Genomic DNA, 20,062 nt, shown 5'->3' on the forward strand with positions numbered 1-20,062 from the left:
AATCAAATTATACAATAACCCCCTTTTCGGCCGTTTTTCTATTTCACCTGAAAAGTTGATCCGTTTTGGATTGACTATTTGTACGGGATTGGACCTTATTTCTGACAACGGGAGAAATGAGGTGCCGTGACCGTTCCCAAAAGCGTTCTTTTTGATTGCCGAATGCCGGATAAGCCGACAAAGTGGAAAACCTTAACTCCCGGAGAATCGAATATTTGAAAACAAAACGGACGGCGTTCCGAATATCCAAAGGAAATTCAGGGGCTTTTTTGCCATGAAAACGGTCCTCTTTCCAATTAGGACGGTCATAATCGCCATTACGACCGTCCTAATCTTCGCGAGGTGCCGAGTGCACTACACATTAGCACGGTCGCGGCGGCAAAGAGGACGGTCGTAATGGCGGAAAACACTCAAAAAAGAGGAAAAAGTCCCTTTTTGACGGCAAAAAAGCGGATTAACATTTGTTCGCTTTTGGAGGCCGAGCGAGAGGCGAAAATACGGTTTTTACAATAAGCCCCCCTAAATTACATTACCGGAGCATCCGGAGCCTTACCCGGAACCGGAGCCTGACCTTCTTTATAGAATGGCAACGGACCCATCTCATATGTTTCGGGACCATAGTGCAAGGTAGAAGCCATAATCTCATCCCATGAAATCGGCTTACCCGTATAGGCGGCTTCACGTCCCAGAATTGCAACTTGAGTAGAGTAAGCCAAAGCCTCAGCCTGATTTATCTTTTTATTCAAACGGATAGACTCTACAAGATGCACATGTTCCTGGTCATACGGGTTTTTAACAGGTTTATTCTTATAATCGTATTCCCAAAGCACATTTCCATTATAATCAACGATCTTTATTTCACCCCGGTCATTCAGTTGAGCCATGCCTTTTGTTCCGTAAACCTGTTCCGACACGTTTCCATCACACCCGTCAATCTGGCGGGCAGTTGCCAACATACGTTTATTATTGTTGTAATAATAGTCTACGCTGAAAAAGTCGAAGATATCGCCCGTCAAACGTTGTGCCCGTCCCCCGAAGCCTACTGCACGGACAGGGCGATCCTCCATAAACCAAGTCACAATATCGATATTATGGACAGCCTGGTCGAGCAGATGATCGCCACTCAGCCATTTAATATTAAACCAGTTACGGATACAATATTCCATATCGCTCCATTCGGGACGTTTCCGCTTATTCCACCAAGCACCCTGATCCCAATGGGCCGTAGAAGAAACGATATCACCAATCAAACCATTTTTCACCTGCACGAATGCCTCCCAATAATCTCTACGGTGGCGGCGCTGCGTCCCCGTAATAACGGTAAGCCCTTTCGAAGTAGCCACTTTTGCCGCAGCAATCACGGTACGGATACCGGTCGGATCGACGGCACAAGGTTTTTCCATAAAGATATTCTTTCCGGCTTCCACAGCTGCCTTAAACTGTTCAGGGCGGAAATGTGTAGGAGTACAAAGCAACACAACATCGATTTCGTTCATGGCCAGTACTTTCTTATAAGCATCAAAACCCAAAAAACAATTGGCATCGGGAACTTCATTATTGAATTTTTCCTTTAGAACCTTACGGCAACTATTCATTCTATCCGGGAATAAATCCGCCAACGCAATAATCGACACATTCGGTCCGGCACTCAAAAACTGAGTGGCAGCACCGGTTCCACGATCACCACAACCAACCAAAGCGGCTTTCAGCGGTTTCCCGTCAGGAGCAACTTCTACAAATGAATACATCCCCAATTCTTCCGGAGTGTATGTTTTAGGAGCAGGAGCATCGCCACCCTGCGGTGAGGAACAAGAAGTCATTACTGCCGATGTCATGCCTAATGGAATACCGGCTCCTAACAGAGCGGTGTTTGTTAAAAAGTCTCGTCTCTTCATGGTAATAAGTAATAATTTAGATTCTATATTCCTCAAACATACTGAATCTTACCGAAACAAGAAAATATTTTCTTTGTTTTATCATACATATTATTAAGAATATAAGTTCCTGCAAATTGTATTTTAAACAATAAGTCATTACATATTGTAGTATTAACGCGAAGCACAGCCATTCCCGAAGCATTAGGAATGACAATAATTAAAAAAAAGCTAACAATGTAATACGACCTTCCAAATTCGTTTTTTTCTTATCTTTGAGCCATACATAAATTCATCACAAATAATGAAAAACACAAATTCACTACTTCTATGCGGGCTCGGTTTAAGCCTCTTGCTTTCTTGTAAAGAAGCTACGGCGCCAGCTCCTGTTTTGCCAGTTCCGACACCTGAGCAGGTGGAATGGCATAAATTGGAAACTTATGCCTTTGTCCATTTCGGACTGAACACATTCAACGACCTGGAATGGGGATACGGGAATACACCCGCATCTACTTTTAACCCGACAGACCTGGATTGCGACCAATGGGTACGCACCATCAAGGCGGCCGGTCTGAAAGGTGTAATCCTGACAGCGAAACACCATGACGGTTTTTGCCTGTGGCCGACTGCTACGACGGATTACAGCGTAAAAAGCTCTCCCTGGAAAAACGGGGAAGGCGATATGGTAAGAGATTTATCGGATGCTTGCCGGAGACACGGACTTAAATTCGGTTTATATCTTTCTCCCTGGGACCGTAACAGCGCCAACTACGGGACTCCGGGATATGTCGAGAAATTCCATGCCCAGATGCATGAACTGATCAGTAACTACGGACCGCTATTCGAGTATTGGTTCGACGGGGCAAATGGCGGTAGCGGTTGGTACGGAGGGGCTGACGAAAGCCGTTCTATCGACGCTAAGACCTATTACAAATACGAAGAGGCACGAAAAGCGATCAAAGAATTGCATCCTTCAGCCATGATATTCGGCGGGACAGTTCCCGATATCCGTTGGATCGGAAACGAAGAAGGATGGGCGGGTGACACGCAATGGTCTCCTTATTCATACGATAAAGAAACAAATTACCGTCAAAGCCAGTGGGGAATGGAAAACGGCGACAAATGGCTGGGCGGCGAATGCGACGTATCCATCCGTCCGGGATGGTTCTACCATGCCCGGGAAGACCACCAGGTAAAATCGTTGGCCAAGCTGGTCGACCTGTATTACCGCAGTGTCGGACACAATGCCAATTTCCTGCTGAATTTCCCGGTTGCCCTCAACGGAAAGATCAGCCCTTCCGATTCCATCCGGGCCATAGAATGGTATCAGACGATCCAAAACGACATGAAAGATAACCTGTTAGAGGGGGCCTATGTGGAGGCCAGCAACACACGTGGACACAAATTCAGCGCAAACAAAGTGAACGACGGGAACTGGGATACTTATTGGGCAACCGATGACGGTATAACCCAAGGGACACTGACCTTCACCCTCAGCACTGCCAAAGAGATAAACCGTCTGGTTATTCAGGAATATATCCCATTGGGACAACGAGTCAAATCGTTCAATATTGAAGCCGAAAAAGAAGGCAAGTGGTATCCGGTTCAGGCAGTCGATTCGACAACGACAGTCGGCTACAAACGTATTGTCCGCCTCCAAACATTCAAGGCTGACAAAATACGGATCAATTTTACCGATGCAAGAGGCCCGTTGTGTATTAATAATGTAGAAGCATTCTTGGCACCGGCACTAATGACGGAGCCTGTCATCAGCCGCAACCGGAACAACGAAGTTTCCATCCAGGCAGGTGATGCCAATTCAGAGCTCCATTATACTACTGACGGCAGCGACCCGACAAAAGAGGCAACGGTCTACACGGGACCTTTCACATTTGCCCAAAAAGGTGTGGTCAAAGCGATCTCTTACGACCCGACATTTGATAAGAGCAGCCCGGTATTCGTATCGGAACTGGATATTCCGGCAAGCTGCTATACGATTATATCTCCCAAAGACGAAAAGGCAAATAACATTTTCGACGGGAACGGCTACACGGCTTTCTATTTGCCTAAAGGCAAGCCGGAACTGACTGTCCGGCTGGATAAAGACAGGCTAATCTCAGGTTTCCGGTACACCCCGAACCAAGGAAGGGACGCCGGCGGACACATTGCCAACTATCAGTTATTTATCGACGGAAAGAAAGTAGCAGAGGGAGAGTTTTCAAATATCAAGGCAAATCCGATTGAGCAAGTTATTCATTTTCCGGCTGTGAAAGGAAACACCATCCGGATTGTAGCAACCCGGATTGTCGACAGCCTGCCTCAAGCAGGAATCGGGGAATTCTCCGTTATCACAGAATAAAACGGCTACTAAATCGGAATATCAGAAAATTCCTACAAAAAAGGAGGATACGACAAACGCATCCTCCTTCTTTTTATACCTTATATAATTTTATATTCAGATTATTCCAGAACAATGACTTTATATTTCGGAACCAGCATCTTCATGATCACCCATCCGATCAGATAAGCGACAGCACAGACACAGAATATCACAAAATAGCCGGCCGGTTTACCGGAGAAGCCCATAAATGTCATTTGGGTAGCATCGGCATAAACAAACAGGTTTCCTGCTACTTTCTGCAAGATCATGGAACCGACACCACCTGCCATACCGCCGATACCCGTGATACTGGCAATCGCTGATTTCGGGAACATATCACCAACAGTTGAGAAAATATTAGCAGACCAGGACTGGTGGGCAGCTCCACCGATACCGATCAGAATAACCGGGAACCAGGGAGAAACCGTACCTAACGGCTGCGCCAGCAAAACCAACAACGGGAAGAATGCAAAAATCAACATTGCTTTCATACGCGCTGCATATGGGTTCATGCCACTGCGGTTAATAAAAATAGTCGGGAGTTTACCACCATAGATAGAAAGCATGGTCACAGCATACAGGGTAAAGATCAACGCCATACCCAACGGGTCGGAAGTCTTGATACCAAACTGTGTATTCAGATAGGAAGGAGTCCAGAAAAGGAAGAACCACCAAACACCGTCGGTCATAAATTTACCGGCAATGAAAGCCCAAGTCTGTTTAAAAGTAAAGCACTGCCAGAAGCCGATCTTCTTCTCATCCTTTTCTTCTACAAAGACAACGCCTTCTTCGTGCTTATCCTGTTCAATATAATCCAATTCCGCTTTATTGACATGCTTGCTCTTACTCGGTGCCGTGTACATGAAGACCCACAGACCCATCCAAACGAAACCAAGCGCACCGATTACGATAAACGCCATTTCCCAGCCCCAAGCCTTTGCCAGCAGAGGGATGGATATAGGAGCGATCAGAGCACCGATAGAAGCACCAGCATTAAAGATCGAAGTGGCATAAGCACGGTCTTTCTTGGGGAAATACTCAGCTGTCACCTTAATGGCTGCCGGGAAGTTACCGGCTTCACCCAATGCCAAAATACAGCGGGCAGCCAGGAAGAAATACATACTCACCGTCGCTAATACAACCACAACATCACCGGTTGCAGCGATCATTTCTGCAGCATTGTGCATCCCTACGTAATGTTCGGTTGCAACACCGCAAACAGCATGAAGACATGCGCCGAACGACCAGACACCGATAGCCCAGAGATAGCCTTTCTTTGTTCCCATCCAGTCGATAAAGCGACCGGCAAACAGCATGCAGAGGGCATATACAATTGAAAAAACTGATGTTATCGTACCGTAATGGGATTCATCCCAGTGAAATTCAGGTTTGATAAACTCATCCCAGGTCAAAGAAAGAACCTGCGATCGAGGTAATTCACTGTTGTTGCGAAAAATAACATGGCACAGATTGTCCATCTGTAATTAGTCATCTTCTCATTTACTTTTTGAAATGTGTTCATGATATTAATATTCGTTTTTCATAATACGCCGGCAAATATAAGCTATTTTTTTCGTTATATACAAGTTTGTGTGTGCGAATACATCTACTATTTTATTTCTTTCACATCCTGTTCGGGATTATGAGACAATTGATTTGCATAAAAAAAGCATTTTATGTATGTTTGCCAGCTGTAATATAAACACTATGCATACTCTAATTATTATGAAAAAGGTTATTTATCTGATACTTTTCTCCCTGATAGCCAATTTGGCCATCCACGCCCAGGAAAAAACCGGCGAATGGAACGGATGTGACCGCTACGATTTTACCTTCAAAGACCGGCAGGCGATTGTCGTCGTCCCGAAACAGGCTGCAAAAGGAAATCCCTGGATATGGCGGCCCGCTTTCTTCGATGCTTTTCCAAGTGTAGACAAGGCTTTACTGGAAAAAGGATTCCATATTGTTTATTATGACGTAACCCATTTATACGGAAGTCCGCGAGCTGTTGCTTTGGGCACAGATTTCTATCATGAAATGGTCGCACGCTACGGCCTCTCCGACAAAGTCACATTAGAGGGATTCAGCCGGGGTGGGTTATTCGCATTCAATTGGGCTGCCCAAAACACGGACAAAGTAGCTTGCATATATGTAGATGCGCCTGTATGCGACGTGTTCAGCTGGCCGGGAAGGAAAAACGCCTCTTTATGGAATGACCTGTTAAAAGAATGGAACCTGACAGATGTAGATATGAACAGTTTCAAAGGAAACCCGATCGATAATCTGGCACCAATAGCTTCTGCCGGTATTCCTATTATCAGCGTATGTGGTGACAGCGACCAGACCGTTCCCTTTAAAGAGAATATGGATATCGTACGCTCCCGTTACCTCGCAGCGGGAGGCCCGGTTGAAGTAATCATCAAGAAGGGATGCGACCACCACCCGCATAGCCTGGATAATCCGGAACCGGTAGTAGACTTCATTCTCCGCCAACAGCCGGAATATGAGAAGTATCTGCACTATAATGTGCGTGGCAGCCTGCAAAACTCGTTCCACAAATTCGAGAAAGAACGCCGTGCACGGGTTGCCTTCTTAGGTGGCTCCATCACAGAAATGGGCGGATGGCGCAACAGGGTCGAACAACAGTTACAGCAACGTTTCCCCTATACTGAATTTGAATGGATCGAGGCCGGTATCGGTTCGACCGGAACAACTCCGGGCGCTTTCCGCCTGCAACACGACATCTTGTCGAAAGGGAAAGTGGACCTTCTTTTTGTGGAAGCAGCCGTAAACGACGATACCAACGGATTCAGCGCGCTCGAACAAGTACGCGGAATGGAGGGCGAAGTGCGCCATGCACTGAAAAGCAACCCGGAGATGGACATCGTGATGCTCCATTTCATCTATGATCCTTTCATTCCGATGGTTGCCCGCAAGCAGACACCGGACGTGATCCTGAACCACGAACGGGTGGCCAATCACTATCTCATACCTTCCATAAATCTCTGTCAGGAGATAGGCGAACGGATGCAAGATGGCGAATTTACCTGGGATGAATTCGGAGGAACGCACCCCAAACCGTTCGGGCATAAATTTTATGCTGCGGCTATCGGGCACCTTTTTGATGATTTGTGGAAAGGCCTTTCTCCGGAAAAGGCTGTTGTGCCTCATGAAATCCCCTCCAAGCCTTTGGATGCCTACTGTTACGACAACGGAGATTTCATCGATATCCAAAAAGCACATTCAGACAAAGGTTGGAAGCTGGTCGACAACTGGCATCCCGACAATAAAGCGGGCAAACGAAAAGGCTTCGTAGATGTCCCAATGCTGGAAGCCACACGCCCCGGCGACCAATTAACCCTTGAGTTTAAGGGAAAAGCAATCGGTATTTTCTGTGTCAGCGGTCCTTCTGCCGGTATCTTGGAATACAGCGTAGACGGCGCCCCATTCAAACAATTGGATACTTTCACAGAATGGAGCCATAACCTATATATCCCTTGGGTATATATGCTGGAAACAGAATTAAAAAATACCGATCACAAACTGGTTCTCCGCATGTCGAAAAAGAAAAATAAGGATTCGCTCGGCACGGAATGCCAGATACGGAATTTCGTGGTAAATCAATGAGCGGGGATATTTCCGCCCAACATGAGTTCCGTTACCTTTTCGGCTAATTCCTTGACATCGGCATCCGGTTTCAGTTTCACAACGGACTGGTTGCTTTTCTTACCCGGTATCCACCGGTTACTACCGTCTGTTTTGAGTTGGTAATAACCGGCGTTATCCAGTTCAAAATAACAGGAAGCCTCGTCTGTCAGCAGAAAAGCGGTTACCTGGTCCCAACTGGCGCGTCCTTTAAAGTCATTATACAACTCATAAGCCCTGTAGACCGGATGCTTAGGATGTAACCGGGCTTTCAATGCCGCGTCACCTGTAACTACCTGTTGCCCGACCTCCCAACCACAAAACACAACTTCTTTCGTCCAGTTATCCAGACAATAGACAGTCGAAGCCGGATCCGGCCGTGAAAAGTTCGCTTCTATTCCTTCCGGATAGAAGCCGCCCATACAATACCATTTCAGGACTTTCGCCTCGACCAGCTGCTTTCCGTTAAGTGGTGAATATTGGTCAGCCGATGACTGAAGTAACTTTTGCAAGCTGCTCAAATGGCCGATTGTAAGAATCACAACAGAATGATCCGGACTCTCCGCCAATAATTTCCGGTATGTACGGGTTGCTGTTTCCGCATCTCTCCAAGATGCCAGATCGTGTGGAAACTCCTCGGAAATCTGCCTTGTATAACGGGAATAATTTTTAAGGAAAGATTGCCCCTCCAAAAAGCCAAGCGGCAGCCGGCCCATCCCATAAAACGCATTAAATGCACTCACACAAGTGGCTGCGAACGGATCGTCACTCGTCACGATAGTCCCCAACAAGTTTATCTTATGCTGCTTATGCAAAGTATAAAGCATTGCCAACGTCCCGGCGTCATCCACATCCGAATCTATATCCGTATCAACGATCACCCGCTGTTGTGCGATAAGAAACAGAGGAAACAAAGATGCGATTACGATTAATATCAATTGTTTTTTCATAACTTGTTGTTGTTTATGACAAAAATACAATTTAATATTGATAATAGTAGCATATTCAACGCATGAGATTTGCCATAAGGCCTATCGAATTATTGCATTCTCTATTTTGGGAGTATGCAGGACACATTTATCATCGACATAAATCATAAAACCTTTTCCTCTTTGGTATTTCGTTCCCTCTTTATCAAAAATAACAGTAACAGTCTTACCTTGGCAACATACATCCGACAAACAGAAATAATCCCAATAACCATCCGGTATAAGCGGATTTACGACAATACTCCCGTCTTCCTGCGGACGAATACCTATTAACCCCGAAATAATCAGATTACAAAAAGAAGAATGATTATAATCCTTACCTCTTTCCACGCCGCCCTTTGAAACATCCCATGTCCCATTCTTCCATGTTTTCAGGCGGGTTCGGGATATCCAATCGCCGGTATAAGGATTTATATTTTCATCAATCCAGCAAATAGTATCCTTTTCATCAACCGGAAGACGATGGCTGTTACTATAGATATTCAACAAATCGATATAATCCTTTTTAGTCACATAGGGAGAATCATAATTATTTAAGAAATTAGCCATTGCAGTCAAAGTCAATGACGTAGAATATGGCCAACTCGGACCATTCCACTGACACTCATGTCCTTCATAGGATATCTCAAAACCAGGACATCTTTGTTCTACCGTTGTAGGGCCATAAGGAGCAGCAAAGCCTGTACTGTCAAAAAGCTGCTTCCATGCGACAGCATATTCCTCTAATGGGATATTATAGAACCAGGGTGTATATCCAAGGAGTTCACGGGCATACGAAAACTCCATTTTACCATTCCGGGGAATAACCTTATAAAACTCCGCCTCCTTATCCCATAAGCGAGTGTTTACCAACTCTTTTATATCATCCGCCTTTTTCTGATAAAAACGAGATTCATCCTCTTTTCCCAATATATAAGCGATTTTAGCCAATGCTACAGCTTCTCCATACATATAACTATTGATGGTAGGACGATATCCCCGGCCGGATTCAGATAAGCGGCCGGAAACAGACATCTCCATTCCATCTCTATCGTCTGTTTGCCAGAACATCTTTGTCGAATCTCTCTTTTCCTCCTCCCACTCAATGAAATTATCCTTCAGCTCCGGATACAGCCCGGCTAACAGTTCCCGGTCCTTATGTACCAAGTAATAATTATAAATCGCATCGGCTGCTCCAAAACTATAGAGTCTTGGATTTCCACCACCTCCGAACCAGAAACGGGCATAATCCGGCAGGATACTATCATTCTTTAACCATCGCCCTTCGTAAAAATGATGGGCAGCAGCACAGCTAATCGTGTTATACTTGCCAGCCCAGGGCACATCAGGCAAAAACTCCGAAATAACAAATCCTTCAGGTGTTTTCTTTATATGCTTCCTAAACGTCCACCACCGGAAATAATAAGTCTTCTCTAATGACTTGTCCGGGCATTCAAAAAACGGGATATTCTGCTTCAGGAAAAGGGAAGCGTCACTGTTCGGGATATACTGTTTATACAGTTCGTTATCTGTACGATTGAACTCTTCAACATAGGCTGCGATCATCACATCCGCATTTTCCGTCAGTGAATTTTGCCCCTGCATATGCAAGGGCAAAATTATACCTATGACTATAAATAACTTTTTAATCAACATACTTAAAAACTTAGATCATGTCCATTATGAATAGCCAATCCAATCTGTTCCAGATGTTCATTCCGCCCATTGTACCAAAGCATCCAACGATCCTTCTCCTGAATTGCAAAAGGCTTATAAGTTGCACTGGCATCCCACGAATTTTCCGTTGGTGAAATAATCGGATTACCCGAATACCTTTCCCAACCGCTGATACCATCTTTGGAACGCGCCATGCCTATTTGAGCAAAATTGATATCATAAAAACCGATATAAAACATCAGATAATCATTCTCACGTTCTATCACCTGACAGGCGGTCACCTTATACTGTTCCCAACTTTTACTCGGATCAGCCTTAAAGATAGGATTATTTTTCAATTTGGTCCAATGTAATCCATCTTTGCTTGTCGCATAACCAATCGCATCCGGTTCATATTGTTCACCTCCGGAATACCACATCTTAAAAAGCTGTTGATGTTTATCCCAAATCACATGAGGCACATAACAGCCACTTTCTCCCATGGTTCATCAGCACTCAAAACCGGTTCTTTACTTTGGCGCTCAAAATTGATCCCGTCTTTACTTATTGCATAACCAATCCATGATTTGCCATTATTCTGTCCGGTGTACCACATATGATACAAGCCATCTTTAAAAACAACGACAGGGCGATTCATATCGCTTTCCCAGTAGCTGCCGTCTACCGGTGCCAGAACAATCTGAGGCGTAGTCCAGTTTTTTCCATCCTTGCTTGTAGATAAAGCAATGCTCTTCTTCGGACGCCAGGAAGAATACATTTTATAAGTATCTTTATTCTTTAAGACACAAATATCGAAAACCGTTCCCAAATCACCACCTCCTAACACCGGGTTATTCTCATATTTCACCCATTTCGCGGAAGCCTTTTCTTTTATACTTGTAAAGGAACAAATCAAGACAACAACAGCTAAAGCCCAGAAAGCTTTTACAATATTTTTATTCATATTCTTCTTCTTTTTTTTATTTATACATCATCACTATTCCCAACCCGGATTTTGTTTCAGATTCGGATTAAGTACCAACTGTTCTGTCGGAAGAGGTAAAAGATACGACTTATTGGGGTCGAATTGGAAATGTCCATCCGGAATATATCGCTGGTAAGGAGCAAAATAACCTTCGTCATCCGTCCAGAAATTATCACCTTCCGTACATTCGGGGGTCCATTTAGCCACATTTCTCAAAAATTCATCCCGGCCACCGCTTATCGTAGCAGGAATCGGATAGTTTTCGAAATAAGAAACCAGCCAAGATAAATCCTTGAACTGAGCGGTTTTTGCACCTTGTATTTTACCGAAATTCCAAAGATGATGAGCACGCCAACGTTTCAGGTCGTCATGACGATAACCTTCACAGGCAAATTCCACACGCCGTTCCCGCCTTATTTCCTGAAGTAGATTTGAAACAGGAACACCTTCATATCCTCTTGCGGCAGTAAATTCCCCGTTCGGATCAACATATCCCACATCTATCGTCAGATGAGGCATATTTACCCGATCCCGAAGTCTGTTTATCGTCATATCCAGATCCGCCTGAGTAATCTGATCCAATTCGGCTCTTGCTTCCGCATAAATAAGTAATGCCTCTGCATAACGGAACAGGATACTTGCCTTAATACTTCCAGTGACGGTTACCTGCTCATCCGCATCCGGATCTGCACCTTTGGCCAATTCATAACCTGTCGCACATTTTTCCGTATCTGAGTAATTGATATTCGGTTTAGTAAAAATAATCGTAGTGTCCCGCCCTTCTATTGTGCGGGCCCGTCCCGGAATAAACATTGTCTGGCTTAAACGCGGATCACGATTCGCAATAACCGTCAGCAGATTCTCATCTCCTTGATAATTTGATGACAAATGAATCGGTTTAGCCTTTCCATCCGAATCAATACACAAATAGCTCTCGACCAGTGAACGAGTCAGGCCGACTCCGGAACCATTTCTTCCCGGATTTCGATTATCGTCATGCCAGAACCCCTGCGAACGGTCAAACTTTTTCCAAAGCATAATCTCCTTACTATCCGAATAATCCCAACGATTGAACAAAGTATGATAGCCATCCTTTTCATTCACATTATCCAAATCAAATAAGCCACTATTTATGACAGCCAATGACATCTTTGCCGCTTCTTCCATATACTTCCTGGCGTCGCCCTCACCTGCAAATACCGTGTTTGCATGATATTTTTCCCAAGTGCCTTCATATAATGCGACCCTCGCTTTATAAAGCATGACTACTTCTTTGGAAATACGACCTGTTTCCTGCGCGTTTTTAGAAGGTATTTTCTCAATTGCCCAATCTAAATCCGCCAATATCTTATCTGCCAACTCATTTCTCTTTAAACGAGGCAAATATAATTCCTCCGATTCCAAACTCAGTTCCGTTTCAATCCAGGGAGCACCTCCGAACTTCTTGAGAAATTGTTCAAAATAAAACATCGCCCTGAAGAAACGGGCTTCCCCTACATATTTCTCTGCTTTTTCGAGTTCTTGCGATTTCTGATAATTGTTCAATAAGAAATTCACACTCCGGATTTTTCCCCATTCACCTGTGCCCCAACCTTCACCAGTAGCCGGAACAACCCGCAGATCCTTTATCAAATCTTTATTATCACTATAATTATAGCTTAATAAATTATCCGAGCCCCTATCTATATGATAAATATAGGAATTAGGGGACCCCCAGAATGAGGGGTAATACTGATTCACATACAATTTACATTCTTCAGCCGTATATGTCAAATTCACATCCGTAATCTTATCCAACGGTTCTTTCGTCAGAAAATCATCGCAACATGAAAATATAGCGATGTAAATAAATAAACCGAATATACTTATTATTCTTTTCATGATTGTTAATTTTTAAACGAATTAAAACGTTAAGTTAATACCAAAAGAGACAGACTTGGAAAGCGGGTATATATTATCGGCAGGAGATTCCGGGTCAAAGTTTTCATTGATCCCCGATATCGTCAACAGATTGTCTCCGCTAAAGTAGAAACGAGCTCTCTGCAAGCCGATATGGCTAATGATCTGTTTCGGTAACGAATACCCGAACTGAAGATTCTTCAGACGGCAATAAGCTCCGCTATTCAAATATTTAGTTTGTGTCTGAAGATTCTTACCAGTGTTGCCCAAGTAGAATCTTGGCCAGTAAGGATTTTGATTACTCCCGTCTTCACGCCAGCAATCCAATGTATTTTCCCAAACATTAGAGCCCCATTGGCCTCCACCAAGTCCCCATGCCAAACGTCCGCTTAACCATAAATCGCGTTTGGCTGTTCCTTGCAAAAAGGCGGAGAAATCAAAACCGTTCCATTCGGCATTAACACCGAAACCGAAATTAAAACGAGGTGTATTATTACCTATGATCGATAAATCACCATGATCATCCAACGTTTTATTTCCATAATCAATCGAACCGGATTTATCCAAATCCTTATACTTCATATCTCCGGGGGCCCAGTTTGAACCGAATAGCTTTTGAGCACCCGACGCATTCATCGCCTCAGCCTCAGCCGGATCAACCATGATATGATCTGTGGTATATCCCCAAATCTCACCCATTTTTTTCCCAACATACCAATCATCAATCAGTCCTTTCGGATTAGAATAACGCATAACCGTACCCTGGTAATCAGACAAATTGAATGAGAGGCCATAGTTCAACGATTTAGCAGCAACCATCACAGAATGTTTCCAGCCGATTGTCAACTCCCAACCTTTATTTCTGATATCCGCATTATTTGTACTCGGAGATTCCGCTCCCAATACCGCAGGAACAGTCTGACCTTTTGTGATCAATCCGATAACATCGCGTCTGTACCAGTCGAAGGATACATTCAACCGATTATTTAGAGAAGATATATCGATACCGAAATCCAGTGTCTTGTTCTTTTCCCAGGTATTATAAGCAATCATGGATGGAGAACCGAAAGAACCGATGAGTTGCGTATCCATAATATAACGCGTAGAAGAATTATATGGAATAGTCGAAATATACTGATATTCCTTCCCACGCATATTCCCCAATTCACCCCATGAACCTCTTAGTCTCAATTCGGAGAATAAAGAGGTATAAGGCTGGAAGAACTTTTCCTTTGCAATGTTCCAACCAGCAGAAAAGGCAGGGAATGTCCCCCACTTATGCCCTTCCGCATAACGGGAAGAACCGTCTCGGCGAAGGTCAAATTCAAACAAATAGCGGCCCTCATAGTCATAGTTCAAACGTCCGAAGAATCCCATCGTCGTATAGTGGTCCATCCGGTCGCTTGCCTCTATTTTGCCCGTTGCAGTAGAAATTGAAGGCTGATCCGGCAAGACCAATCCCATCTTATTGGAATATTCACCCCAATTCTTCTTATATTCCTGTTGCATACCGACCATTACTTTAAAGTTATGTCCGCTAATTCCCTTCTCATAAGTAGTATAAGCATTCATCGACGTAAAATCGTCATTGTTCGCATTTTGCCAAACCTGCGTAGTTTCCTGGCTACTACTATCCAAATAAGGTTCATTGTTCACCGACCAAGAATAAATGAGCCCTTTTGAATAAGTTTGCTTGGTAGCCCATTTATTATATGTAAAGTCCACATTGGCTGTCCAGCCCGGTAAGATTTTAAACAAGGCATTTACTGTTCCCCAGAAATTATCCGTATAAGTCGTATTCGGATTAGCCTGATTGATAAAAGCCATTCGTCCTGCCGGAGAGAAATGTCCGTTCGGATCGAGTACGGGAATCGTTGGCCACACTACCCATATCCAGTTAATCAAGCTGTTTACTCCGCCTGCCGGATCCATATAATAAGCCGGCGTAACACTCTTCTCACGAGCATACCGGACATTCATTCCGACAGTTAGCCACTTGGTTATATCTGTATTTATTTTAGCCATTGCATTATAACGCTGGTAGTAATCATCATAATACCTCAGTTTACCCCCGTCGTTCAGATAGCCCAACGACATCATATAGGTAGAAGACTGGCTACCTCCCTGAATAGATATATTGTGAGACTGGTTAAGCTGATTACTTTTAAACATTGCTTTTGCCCAATCTTCATTCGCGTTGGAACGTCCGTCTCCCCAGTCAGACCAACGATCCGGATTATCCAGTTGAGGGACATTATTAGGAATACTTCCCGGGTTATTATAATATTTCTCTATGCGCTCCATTGTTTCCAAATCAATCACACCGCCACCGCCGTCATTGATAGACGATTCCCGGAATAGCCGTGCAAACTCGAGCGAACCGGCTGTTTTAGGCAGCACCGTCGGACTGTTGAAAGAGAAATTGTTATTATAAGTAATCACAGTCTTTTCATTCTTTTTCCCTGATTTCGTCGTAATCAGGATGACTCCGTAGGCAGCTTGAGCACCATAGATAGCACTTGCGGCAGCATCTTTCAACACCGTAAGAGTTTCTATATCATTCGGATTCAAATCATCAAAATAGCCAGTCACACCATCTATGATGACCAGAGGACTATAAGTTTCCCCCAGTCCGGCATATCCGCGAATATTAAAAGAGGCTTTACTTCCGGGTCCGCCATTCGAATTATAGATATTCAAGTTAGCTATCTTACCTTGAAGTGCCTGGGCTGCATTTGTGACAGGGCGGTCTTCCAGTTCTTTAGCCCCAACTGTAGCGACAGCTCCTGTCAGATTTGCCTTTTTCTGGACGCCATACCCCACAACAACCACTTCTTCCAGATTTTGGGAGTCCTCTACAAGCACAATATCAAAAGCCGATTTATTGCCCACTACTATTTCCTGAGACAAATAACCGATATAAGAAACCAGAAGCGAACTGCCGCCCGGTACATCTAATGTAAATTTTCCACTCGCGTCCGTGATCGTACCAATGGTTGTACCCTTAACGGAAACATTTGCACCGATCACAGGTTCACCTCTATCGTCGACAACTGTCCCCACGATAGGAATCATTCTGTCTGACTGTCCCGGGATAAAAACAGGTTCATCTTTCTTTGAAGTTATGACAATATATCTATCAATCAATTTATAGCCGATATCCGTTCCCTCAAAAAGTTGGTCCAGGATAGCGGTGATACTTTTTTCTCCGGTTTTCACGTTTTGTTTCTTCACTGCGTTTAAAACCGTGCTGTTAAAGAAAAAGCGGTAATCCGACTGTTTCTCTATCTCTCTGAAAACGTCCGTCAGGGACACATTCTCTAAATTCAGGTTAACAGTTGCATTTTGAGAATACGTGTTATTGGCCTGCAAGCAGAATGTAACAAGGAACAAGAAGATTGTTATCAGCTTCATTTTTAGCCATATTTTTTGTGGTATCAAAAGCATGACACCTTTGATTAAATATTCTTTTTTCATATCTTTGTTGTACGATTATGATATTAGACAATTAATTTAGTTGTTTGATATTCGAGCCGGGATAAGTGCCACCTTATCCCGGCTTTTTATCTATTTGTTTCTCTTTTTCCTTACTTCATAGGCAATCCCCTCCATATTAGATTCAAATGTTAACGACTCAATTATTTAATATACACAGTATCCTTCTCTATTCGGTATTTGACAGGCGTACTGGTACTGATCACTTTCATAATAGTTTCCAGCGATTCATATTTGCGGAAAGAACCGCCGAATGATTCTTTTTTTATCTTCTGATTCTCAAACTTAAACTTTACATTGAAATTACGTTCCAACCGGAGAGTCAGTTCCTCGAATGTCATCTTATCAAAAAACATTTCTCCATAGCGCCAAGCAGTGTACGAGCTGGTAATAAGTTGCTTGTGACTGATTTTCGCATGTGTTTTGTCATAAACCAAAACTTCGCCAGGCCGGATTTTCTCCGAATAAGTCCCCTTCTCTGCCGTCACTGATCCTTCAATTAAGGCAAGACTCATTTCATGATCGTCATCGAAAGCATACACATTAAAAGAAGTCCCTGTTACCCGGAAAGTAAATTGGTCTGCATGAACAAGAAAGGGCCTGGTAGAATCTTTCTTTACCTCAAAATAGGCTTCTCCCTTCATATGAACCGTACGGTCCTTTTCCCCGAAAGACCCATCATAACTAATCGAACTGCAAGCATTCACCCAAACAGTCGAACCGTCCGGCAAGCTCACTTTCGAGCGCTCTCCTACTCCAGTCTCTATTTTAGTCAAGCGGGAAGACACCTCTCTCTTATCAGCAAAATAGGATATGAGCTGCATACAAACCAATCCGAACATAAAGACTGCGGCATAGCGAAGCATATTTTTCCCCAATTGCAACCAACGATGATTCCGGCGGGAAGGAAGAACATGATCCAAAAACTTTTTCCATTGACGGTCTACCTGGCTATTTAATAGATCAGATTCTATCCGCCCCAGGTCATAGACATCCTTGATAGACCGAAAATAGAGTTTGTTTTCCACATCCGCTTCAAGCCAGGCCAACAATTCATTCTGCTGTTCCGGTGTAGCTTCTCCTTTCAGGTAAGATATAATTAGTATATCGACAGATTCTTTCATAACTCGTGCTCTTTATTAGAATGACGCACGAGCCTGAGTTACTACTTAGACAAAAATGCACTTTTTTTATTAACGGAAGAAATGAGGGAAGAGCAACAGCAATACCGGCAGGTAATCTTTCAGCTTTATCTTTAATATTTTCAATGCATTATATATCTGGGCATCTACCGTACGGACACTAATACCCAAGACATCAGCGATTTCCTGACTTTTCATATTCTGGTAGCGGCTCATCATGAAGATCAGGCGGCATTTTTCCGGAAGTTTGGAAATACTTTCCTGAAGCAAGGCATTGACTTCTTTCACATAAAGTTCTGTCAAAGGATAAGGCAATTCGGGATGAATCTCGATTTCCTTGATCTTCATCTTGACTGAGTTGGCGTATTCGGCATGCACTCGTTCGGAACGGAAATGAGACAGGCAACGATTGTGTACAGCCTTGAACAAATAGAACTCATAAGAAATCTGCACACTTTCGTAATTCTCCCACAGACTAATGAAACATTCCTGAACAATATCCCGTGCAAGCTCGCTATCCTCTATATATTTACAACAATAAGCATAGAGTCGAGGCTGCAACTGATTGAACAGTTGCTCGAAACCTTTCAGGTCCGTTTTATCCGCAGAGGCTCTCGACATCCTTATTTTGCATTTACAATAATCAATTGAGATACAAATATAGGAATTTATTCCACATTCCGACTGTTACCTCTGTCAAACCAGATATTGCTTCGGCCAATGATGCAACTATTCCAATCCTTGATTCATCATCTAATTAGAAACAAATACCAGATATTATTATGAACAAGTTATTTTCAACTATCATGTCCGGCATACTCACAGTGGCAGGACTGGCTTTATTCTCTTGCAGTGATAACGACGACATCAAGCTGACAGGCATAGACGGATGCCCCAGCGCTCTGCTTTCAAACGGACAGCTTACGGCTTCCTTTACTTATGACGGCAACAAGCTTTCCAGAATCCAGGACCCGGACGGGCATGCAACTCATTTCAATTATGAGAACGGCGAATTTTCCGGTATTTCCTATACACCGCCTAAAGATGTTGCCGACGGACATGGCTGGGTAGGCTTCACAAAGACCGGTGATAATACCTTCGAAGTAAGCAGGGGCGGTGAACCGGCTCTTGACATAAGTTATGTGGAAGAAGTAGAACTCGACACGAACGGCTTGCCTGCCAAAATAACCTTTACCGGCATTTACCGGTGGGGAGCAAACGGAAAGGAGCAACTTGAGGAAGGCGACCGGTATGCTCTTCTAAGTTTCGACCCTGCCACACGGCAACTGCTGAAGCAGGAAGTGTTCGACAAAGAATCCAACCTGCTGGTAAAATATACATACGAATATGACAACGCTTCCGGAAGCATCAGCCATACGGAATTACCGATGTGGTTTCTGGGCTGGTGGTATTACCAATACTCCAACCAAAACGACTTCAAGTATATCCAGTTCCTGAACCGCCGGAACAACATAACCAAGATAACGTCTGAAAACAGTGAAGGCGACATCTCTTCCGTCACTTATACATATAAATATAACGAAAACAATTTCCCCGTTACCGCATTCTGCGACAAATGGGAAGGAACGGAGGTCGGAATCCGATACTAAAAACAATCGGTAAGTTCCAAGGCAAACCATTGGTATAAGTGCGAAGAAGGTTTACCCGATTTTCCGCAAGATGGTCGCGAACCATCCGGAGGTGCCGTTAAGGAGCGGACAACCGGGCAGATAGAATGATTTATGAGGGATGTGTGCCCTCTCCATACCCATCCGCTATTCATGTCACAGCTGTAAAACAGAAAGAATACAGTTGTAACATAGAAGGAACTCAATTGTGACATGAAAGGAACACGGAAGTGACATGCAATAAAGGACCGGCTCTGTAAACAAAAAAAGCAATTACAAATTATGTAATTGCTTAGTTTTCAACGTGGTCCCACTTGGGCTTGAACCAAGGACTCCCTGATTATGAGTCAGGTGCTCTAACCAACTGAGCTATAGGACCTGTTCAGAGCG

At 43.8% G+C, this 20,062-nt stretch carries 12 protein-coding genes, 1 tRNA gene and 1 pseudogene; 3 read left to right on the forward strand and 11 right to left on the reverse strand.

Annotated elements, in window-relative coordinates:
* Positions 1–524: 524 nt before the first annotated feature.
* Entirely contained in the window at positions 525–1,895 is a 1,371-nt protein-coding gene (locus tag DW083_RS08725; RefSeq protein ID WP_233551971.1) for a Gfo/Idh/MocA family protein, read from the reverse strand.
* Positions 1,896–2,178: 283 nt separating this feature from the next.
* Here DW083_RS08725 and DW083_RS08730 point away from each other — a divergent pair, with 283 nt between their 5' ends.
* Positions 2,179–4,233 carry an alpha-L-fucosidase gene (locus tag DW083_RS08730; RefSeq protein WP_122332104.1) on the forward strand — a complete coding sequence of 685 codons (2,055 nt, stop codon included), beginning with the start codon at positions 2,179–2,181 and terminating at the stop codon, positions 4,231–4,233.
* A 101-nt stretch (positions 4,234–4,334) separates the two neighbouring features.
* Here DW083_RS08730 and DW083_RS08735 read toward each other — a convergent pair.
* Positions 4,335–5,776: pseudogene (locus DW083_RS08735) on the reverse strand (MFS transporter).
* Positions 5,777–5,979: 203 nt separating this feature from the next.
* Between DW083_RS08735 and DW083_RS08740 the strand changes: the two are divergent.
* Positions 5,980–7,881, forward strand: a complete 1,902-nt coding sequence (locus DW083_RS08740) for an alpha/beta fold hydrolase (RefSeq protein WP_233551979.1) — start codon at positions 5,980–5,982, stop codon at positions 7,879–7,881.
* Here DW083_RS08740 and DW083_RS08745 read toward each other — a convergent pair.
* From DW083_RS08745 to DW083_RS08775, 8 genes are all read right to left on the reverse strand, one after another.
* Positions 7,875–8,849, reverse strand: coding sequence for a nucleoside hydrolase (locus tag DW083_RS08745; RefSeq protein WP_122332106.1), 975 nt, complete (start codon positions 8,847–8,849; stop codon positions 7,875–7,877). The two genes, DW083_RS08740 and DW083_RS08745, sit on opposite strands and share 7 nt — an antisense overlap.
* Before the next feature lie 81 nt (positions 8,850–8,930).
* A complete protein-coding gene (locus DW083_RS08750; protein ID WP_122332107.1) occupies positions 8,931–10,523 on the reverse strand; it encodes a glycosyl hydrolase family 65 protein in 1,593 nt (530 codons plus the stop codon).
* 2 nt (positions 10,524–10,525) lie between these two features.
* Positions 10,526–10,963: a hypothetical protein gene (locus DW083_RS22655; RefSeq protein ID WP_233551992.1), complete on the reverse strand. Its 438-nt coding sequence runs from the start codon at positions 10,961–10,963 to the stop codon at positions 10,526–10,528.
* A gap of 29 nt (positions 10,964–10,992) precedes the next feature.
* Entirely contained in the window at positions 10,993–11,487 is a 495-nt protein-coding gene (locus DW083_RS22660; protein ID WP_233551993.1) for a hypothetical protein, read from the reverse strand.
* Positions 11,488–11,520: 33 nt separating this feature from the next.
* Entirely contained in the window at positions 11,521–13,389 is a 1,869-nt protein-coding gene (locus DW083_RS08760) for a RagB/SusD family nutrient uptake outer membrane protein (RefSeq protein ID WP_122332108.1), read from the reverse strand.
* Positions 13,390–13,410: 21 nt separating this feature from the next.
* The gene (locus DW083_RS08765) at positions 13,411–16,821 is read right to left on the reverse strand and encodes a TonB-dependent receptor (RefSeq protein WP_233551996.1); all 3,411 of its coding nucleotides are present in this window, start codon (positions 16,819–16,821) and stop codon (positions 13,411–13,413) included.
* 224 nt (positions 16,822–17,045) lie between these two features.
* A complete protein-coding gene (locus DW083_RS08770; protein WP_122332109.1) occupies positions 17,046–18,026 on the reverse strand; it encodes a FecR family protein in 981 nt (326 codons plus the stop codon).
* Positions 18,027–18,095: 69 nt separating this feature from the next.
* Entirely contained in the window at positions 18,096–18,665 is a 570-nt protein-coding gene (locus DW083_RS08775) for an RNA polymerase sigma-70 factor (RefSeq protein ID WP_122332110.1), read from the reverse strand.
* A 161-nt stretch (positions 18,666–18,826) separates the two neighbouring features.
* Here DW083_RS08775 and DW083_RS08780 point away from each other — a divergent pair, with 161 nt between their 5' ends.
* On the forward strand, positions 18,827–19,654 hold the full coding sequence (locus DW083_RS08780; RefSeq protein WP_122332111.1) for a hypothetical protein: 828 nt from the start codon (positions 18,827–18,829) through the stop codon (positions 19,652–19,654).
* 323 nt (positions 19,655–19,977) lie between these two features.
* Here DW083_RS08780 and DW083_RS08785 read toward each other — a convergent pair.
* Positions 19,978–20,051 (reverse strand) — tRNA-Ile (locus DW083_RS08785).
* Positions 20,052–20,062 lie beyond the last annotated feature (11 nt).

It is taken from the genome of Parabacteroides sp. AF48-14, from assembly GCF_003477465.1.
Lineage (GTDB): Bacteria > Bacteroidota > Bacteroidia > Bacteroidales > Tannerellaceae > Parabacteroides > Parabacteroides acidifaciens.

Excerpts from the sequence above, each read along its gene's own strand:
- DW083_RS08750 (WP_122332107.1), bottom strand. The coding sequence starts at position 10,523 with ATGTTGATTAAAAAGTTATTTATAGTCATAGGTATAATTTTGCCCTTG.
- DW083_RS08745 (WP_122332106.1), bottom strand. The coding sequence starts at position 8,849 with ATGAAAAAACAATTGATATTAATCGTAATCGCATCTTTGTTTCCTCTG.
- DW083_RS08740 (WP_233551979.1), top strand. The coding sequence starts at position 5,980 with ATGAAAAAGGTTATTTATCTGATACTTTTCTCCCTGATAGCCAATTTG.
- DW083_RS08725 (WP_233551971.1), bottom strand. The coding sequence starts at position 1,895 with ATGAAGAGACGAGACTTTTTAACAAACACCGCTCTGTTAGGAGCCGGT.
- DW083_RS08730 (WP_122332104.1), top strand. The coding sequence starts at position 2,179 with ATGAAAAACACAAATTCACTACTTCTATGCGGGCTCGGTTTAAGCCTC.
- DW083_RS08780 (WP_122332111.1), top strand. The coding sequence starts at position 18,827 with ATGAACAAGTTATTTTCAACTATCATGTCCGGCATACTCACAGTGGCA.
- DW083_RS08765 (WP_233551996.1), bottom strand. The coding sequence starts at position 16,821 with ATGAAGCTGATAACAATCTTCTTGTTCCTTGTTACATTCTGCTTGCAG.
- DW083_RS08760 (WP_122332108.1), bottom strand. The coding sequence starts at position 13,389 with ATGAAAAGAATAATAAGTATATTCGGTTTATTTATTTACATCGCTATA.
- DW083_RS22655 (WP_233551992.1), bottom strand. The coding sequence starts at position 10,963 with ATGTGGTATTCCGGAGGTGAACAATATGAACCGGATGCGATTGGTTAT.
- DW083_RS22660 (WP_233551993.1), bottom strand. The coding sequence starts at position 11,487 with ATGAATAAAAATATTGTAAAAGCTTTCTGGGCTTTAGCTGTTGTTGTC.
- DW083_RS08775 (WP_122332110.1), bottom strand. The coding sequence starts at position 18,665 with ATGTCGAGAGCCTCTGCGGATAAAACGGACCTGAAAGGTTTCGAGCAA.
- DW083_RS08770 (WP_122332109.1), bottom strand. The coding sequence starts at position 18,026 with ATGAAAGAATCTGTCGATATACTAATTATATCTTACCTGAAAGGAGAA.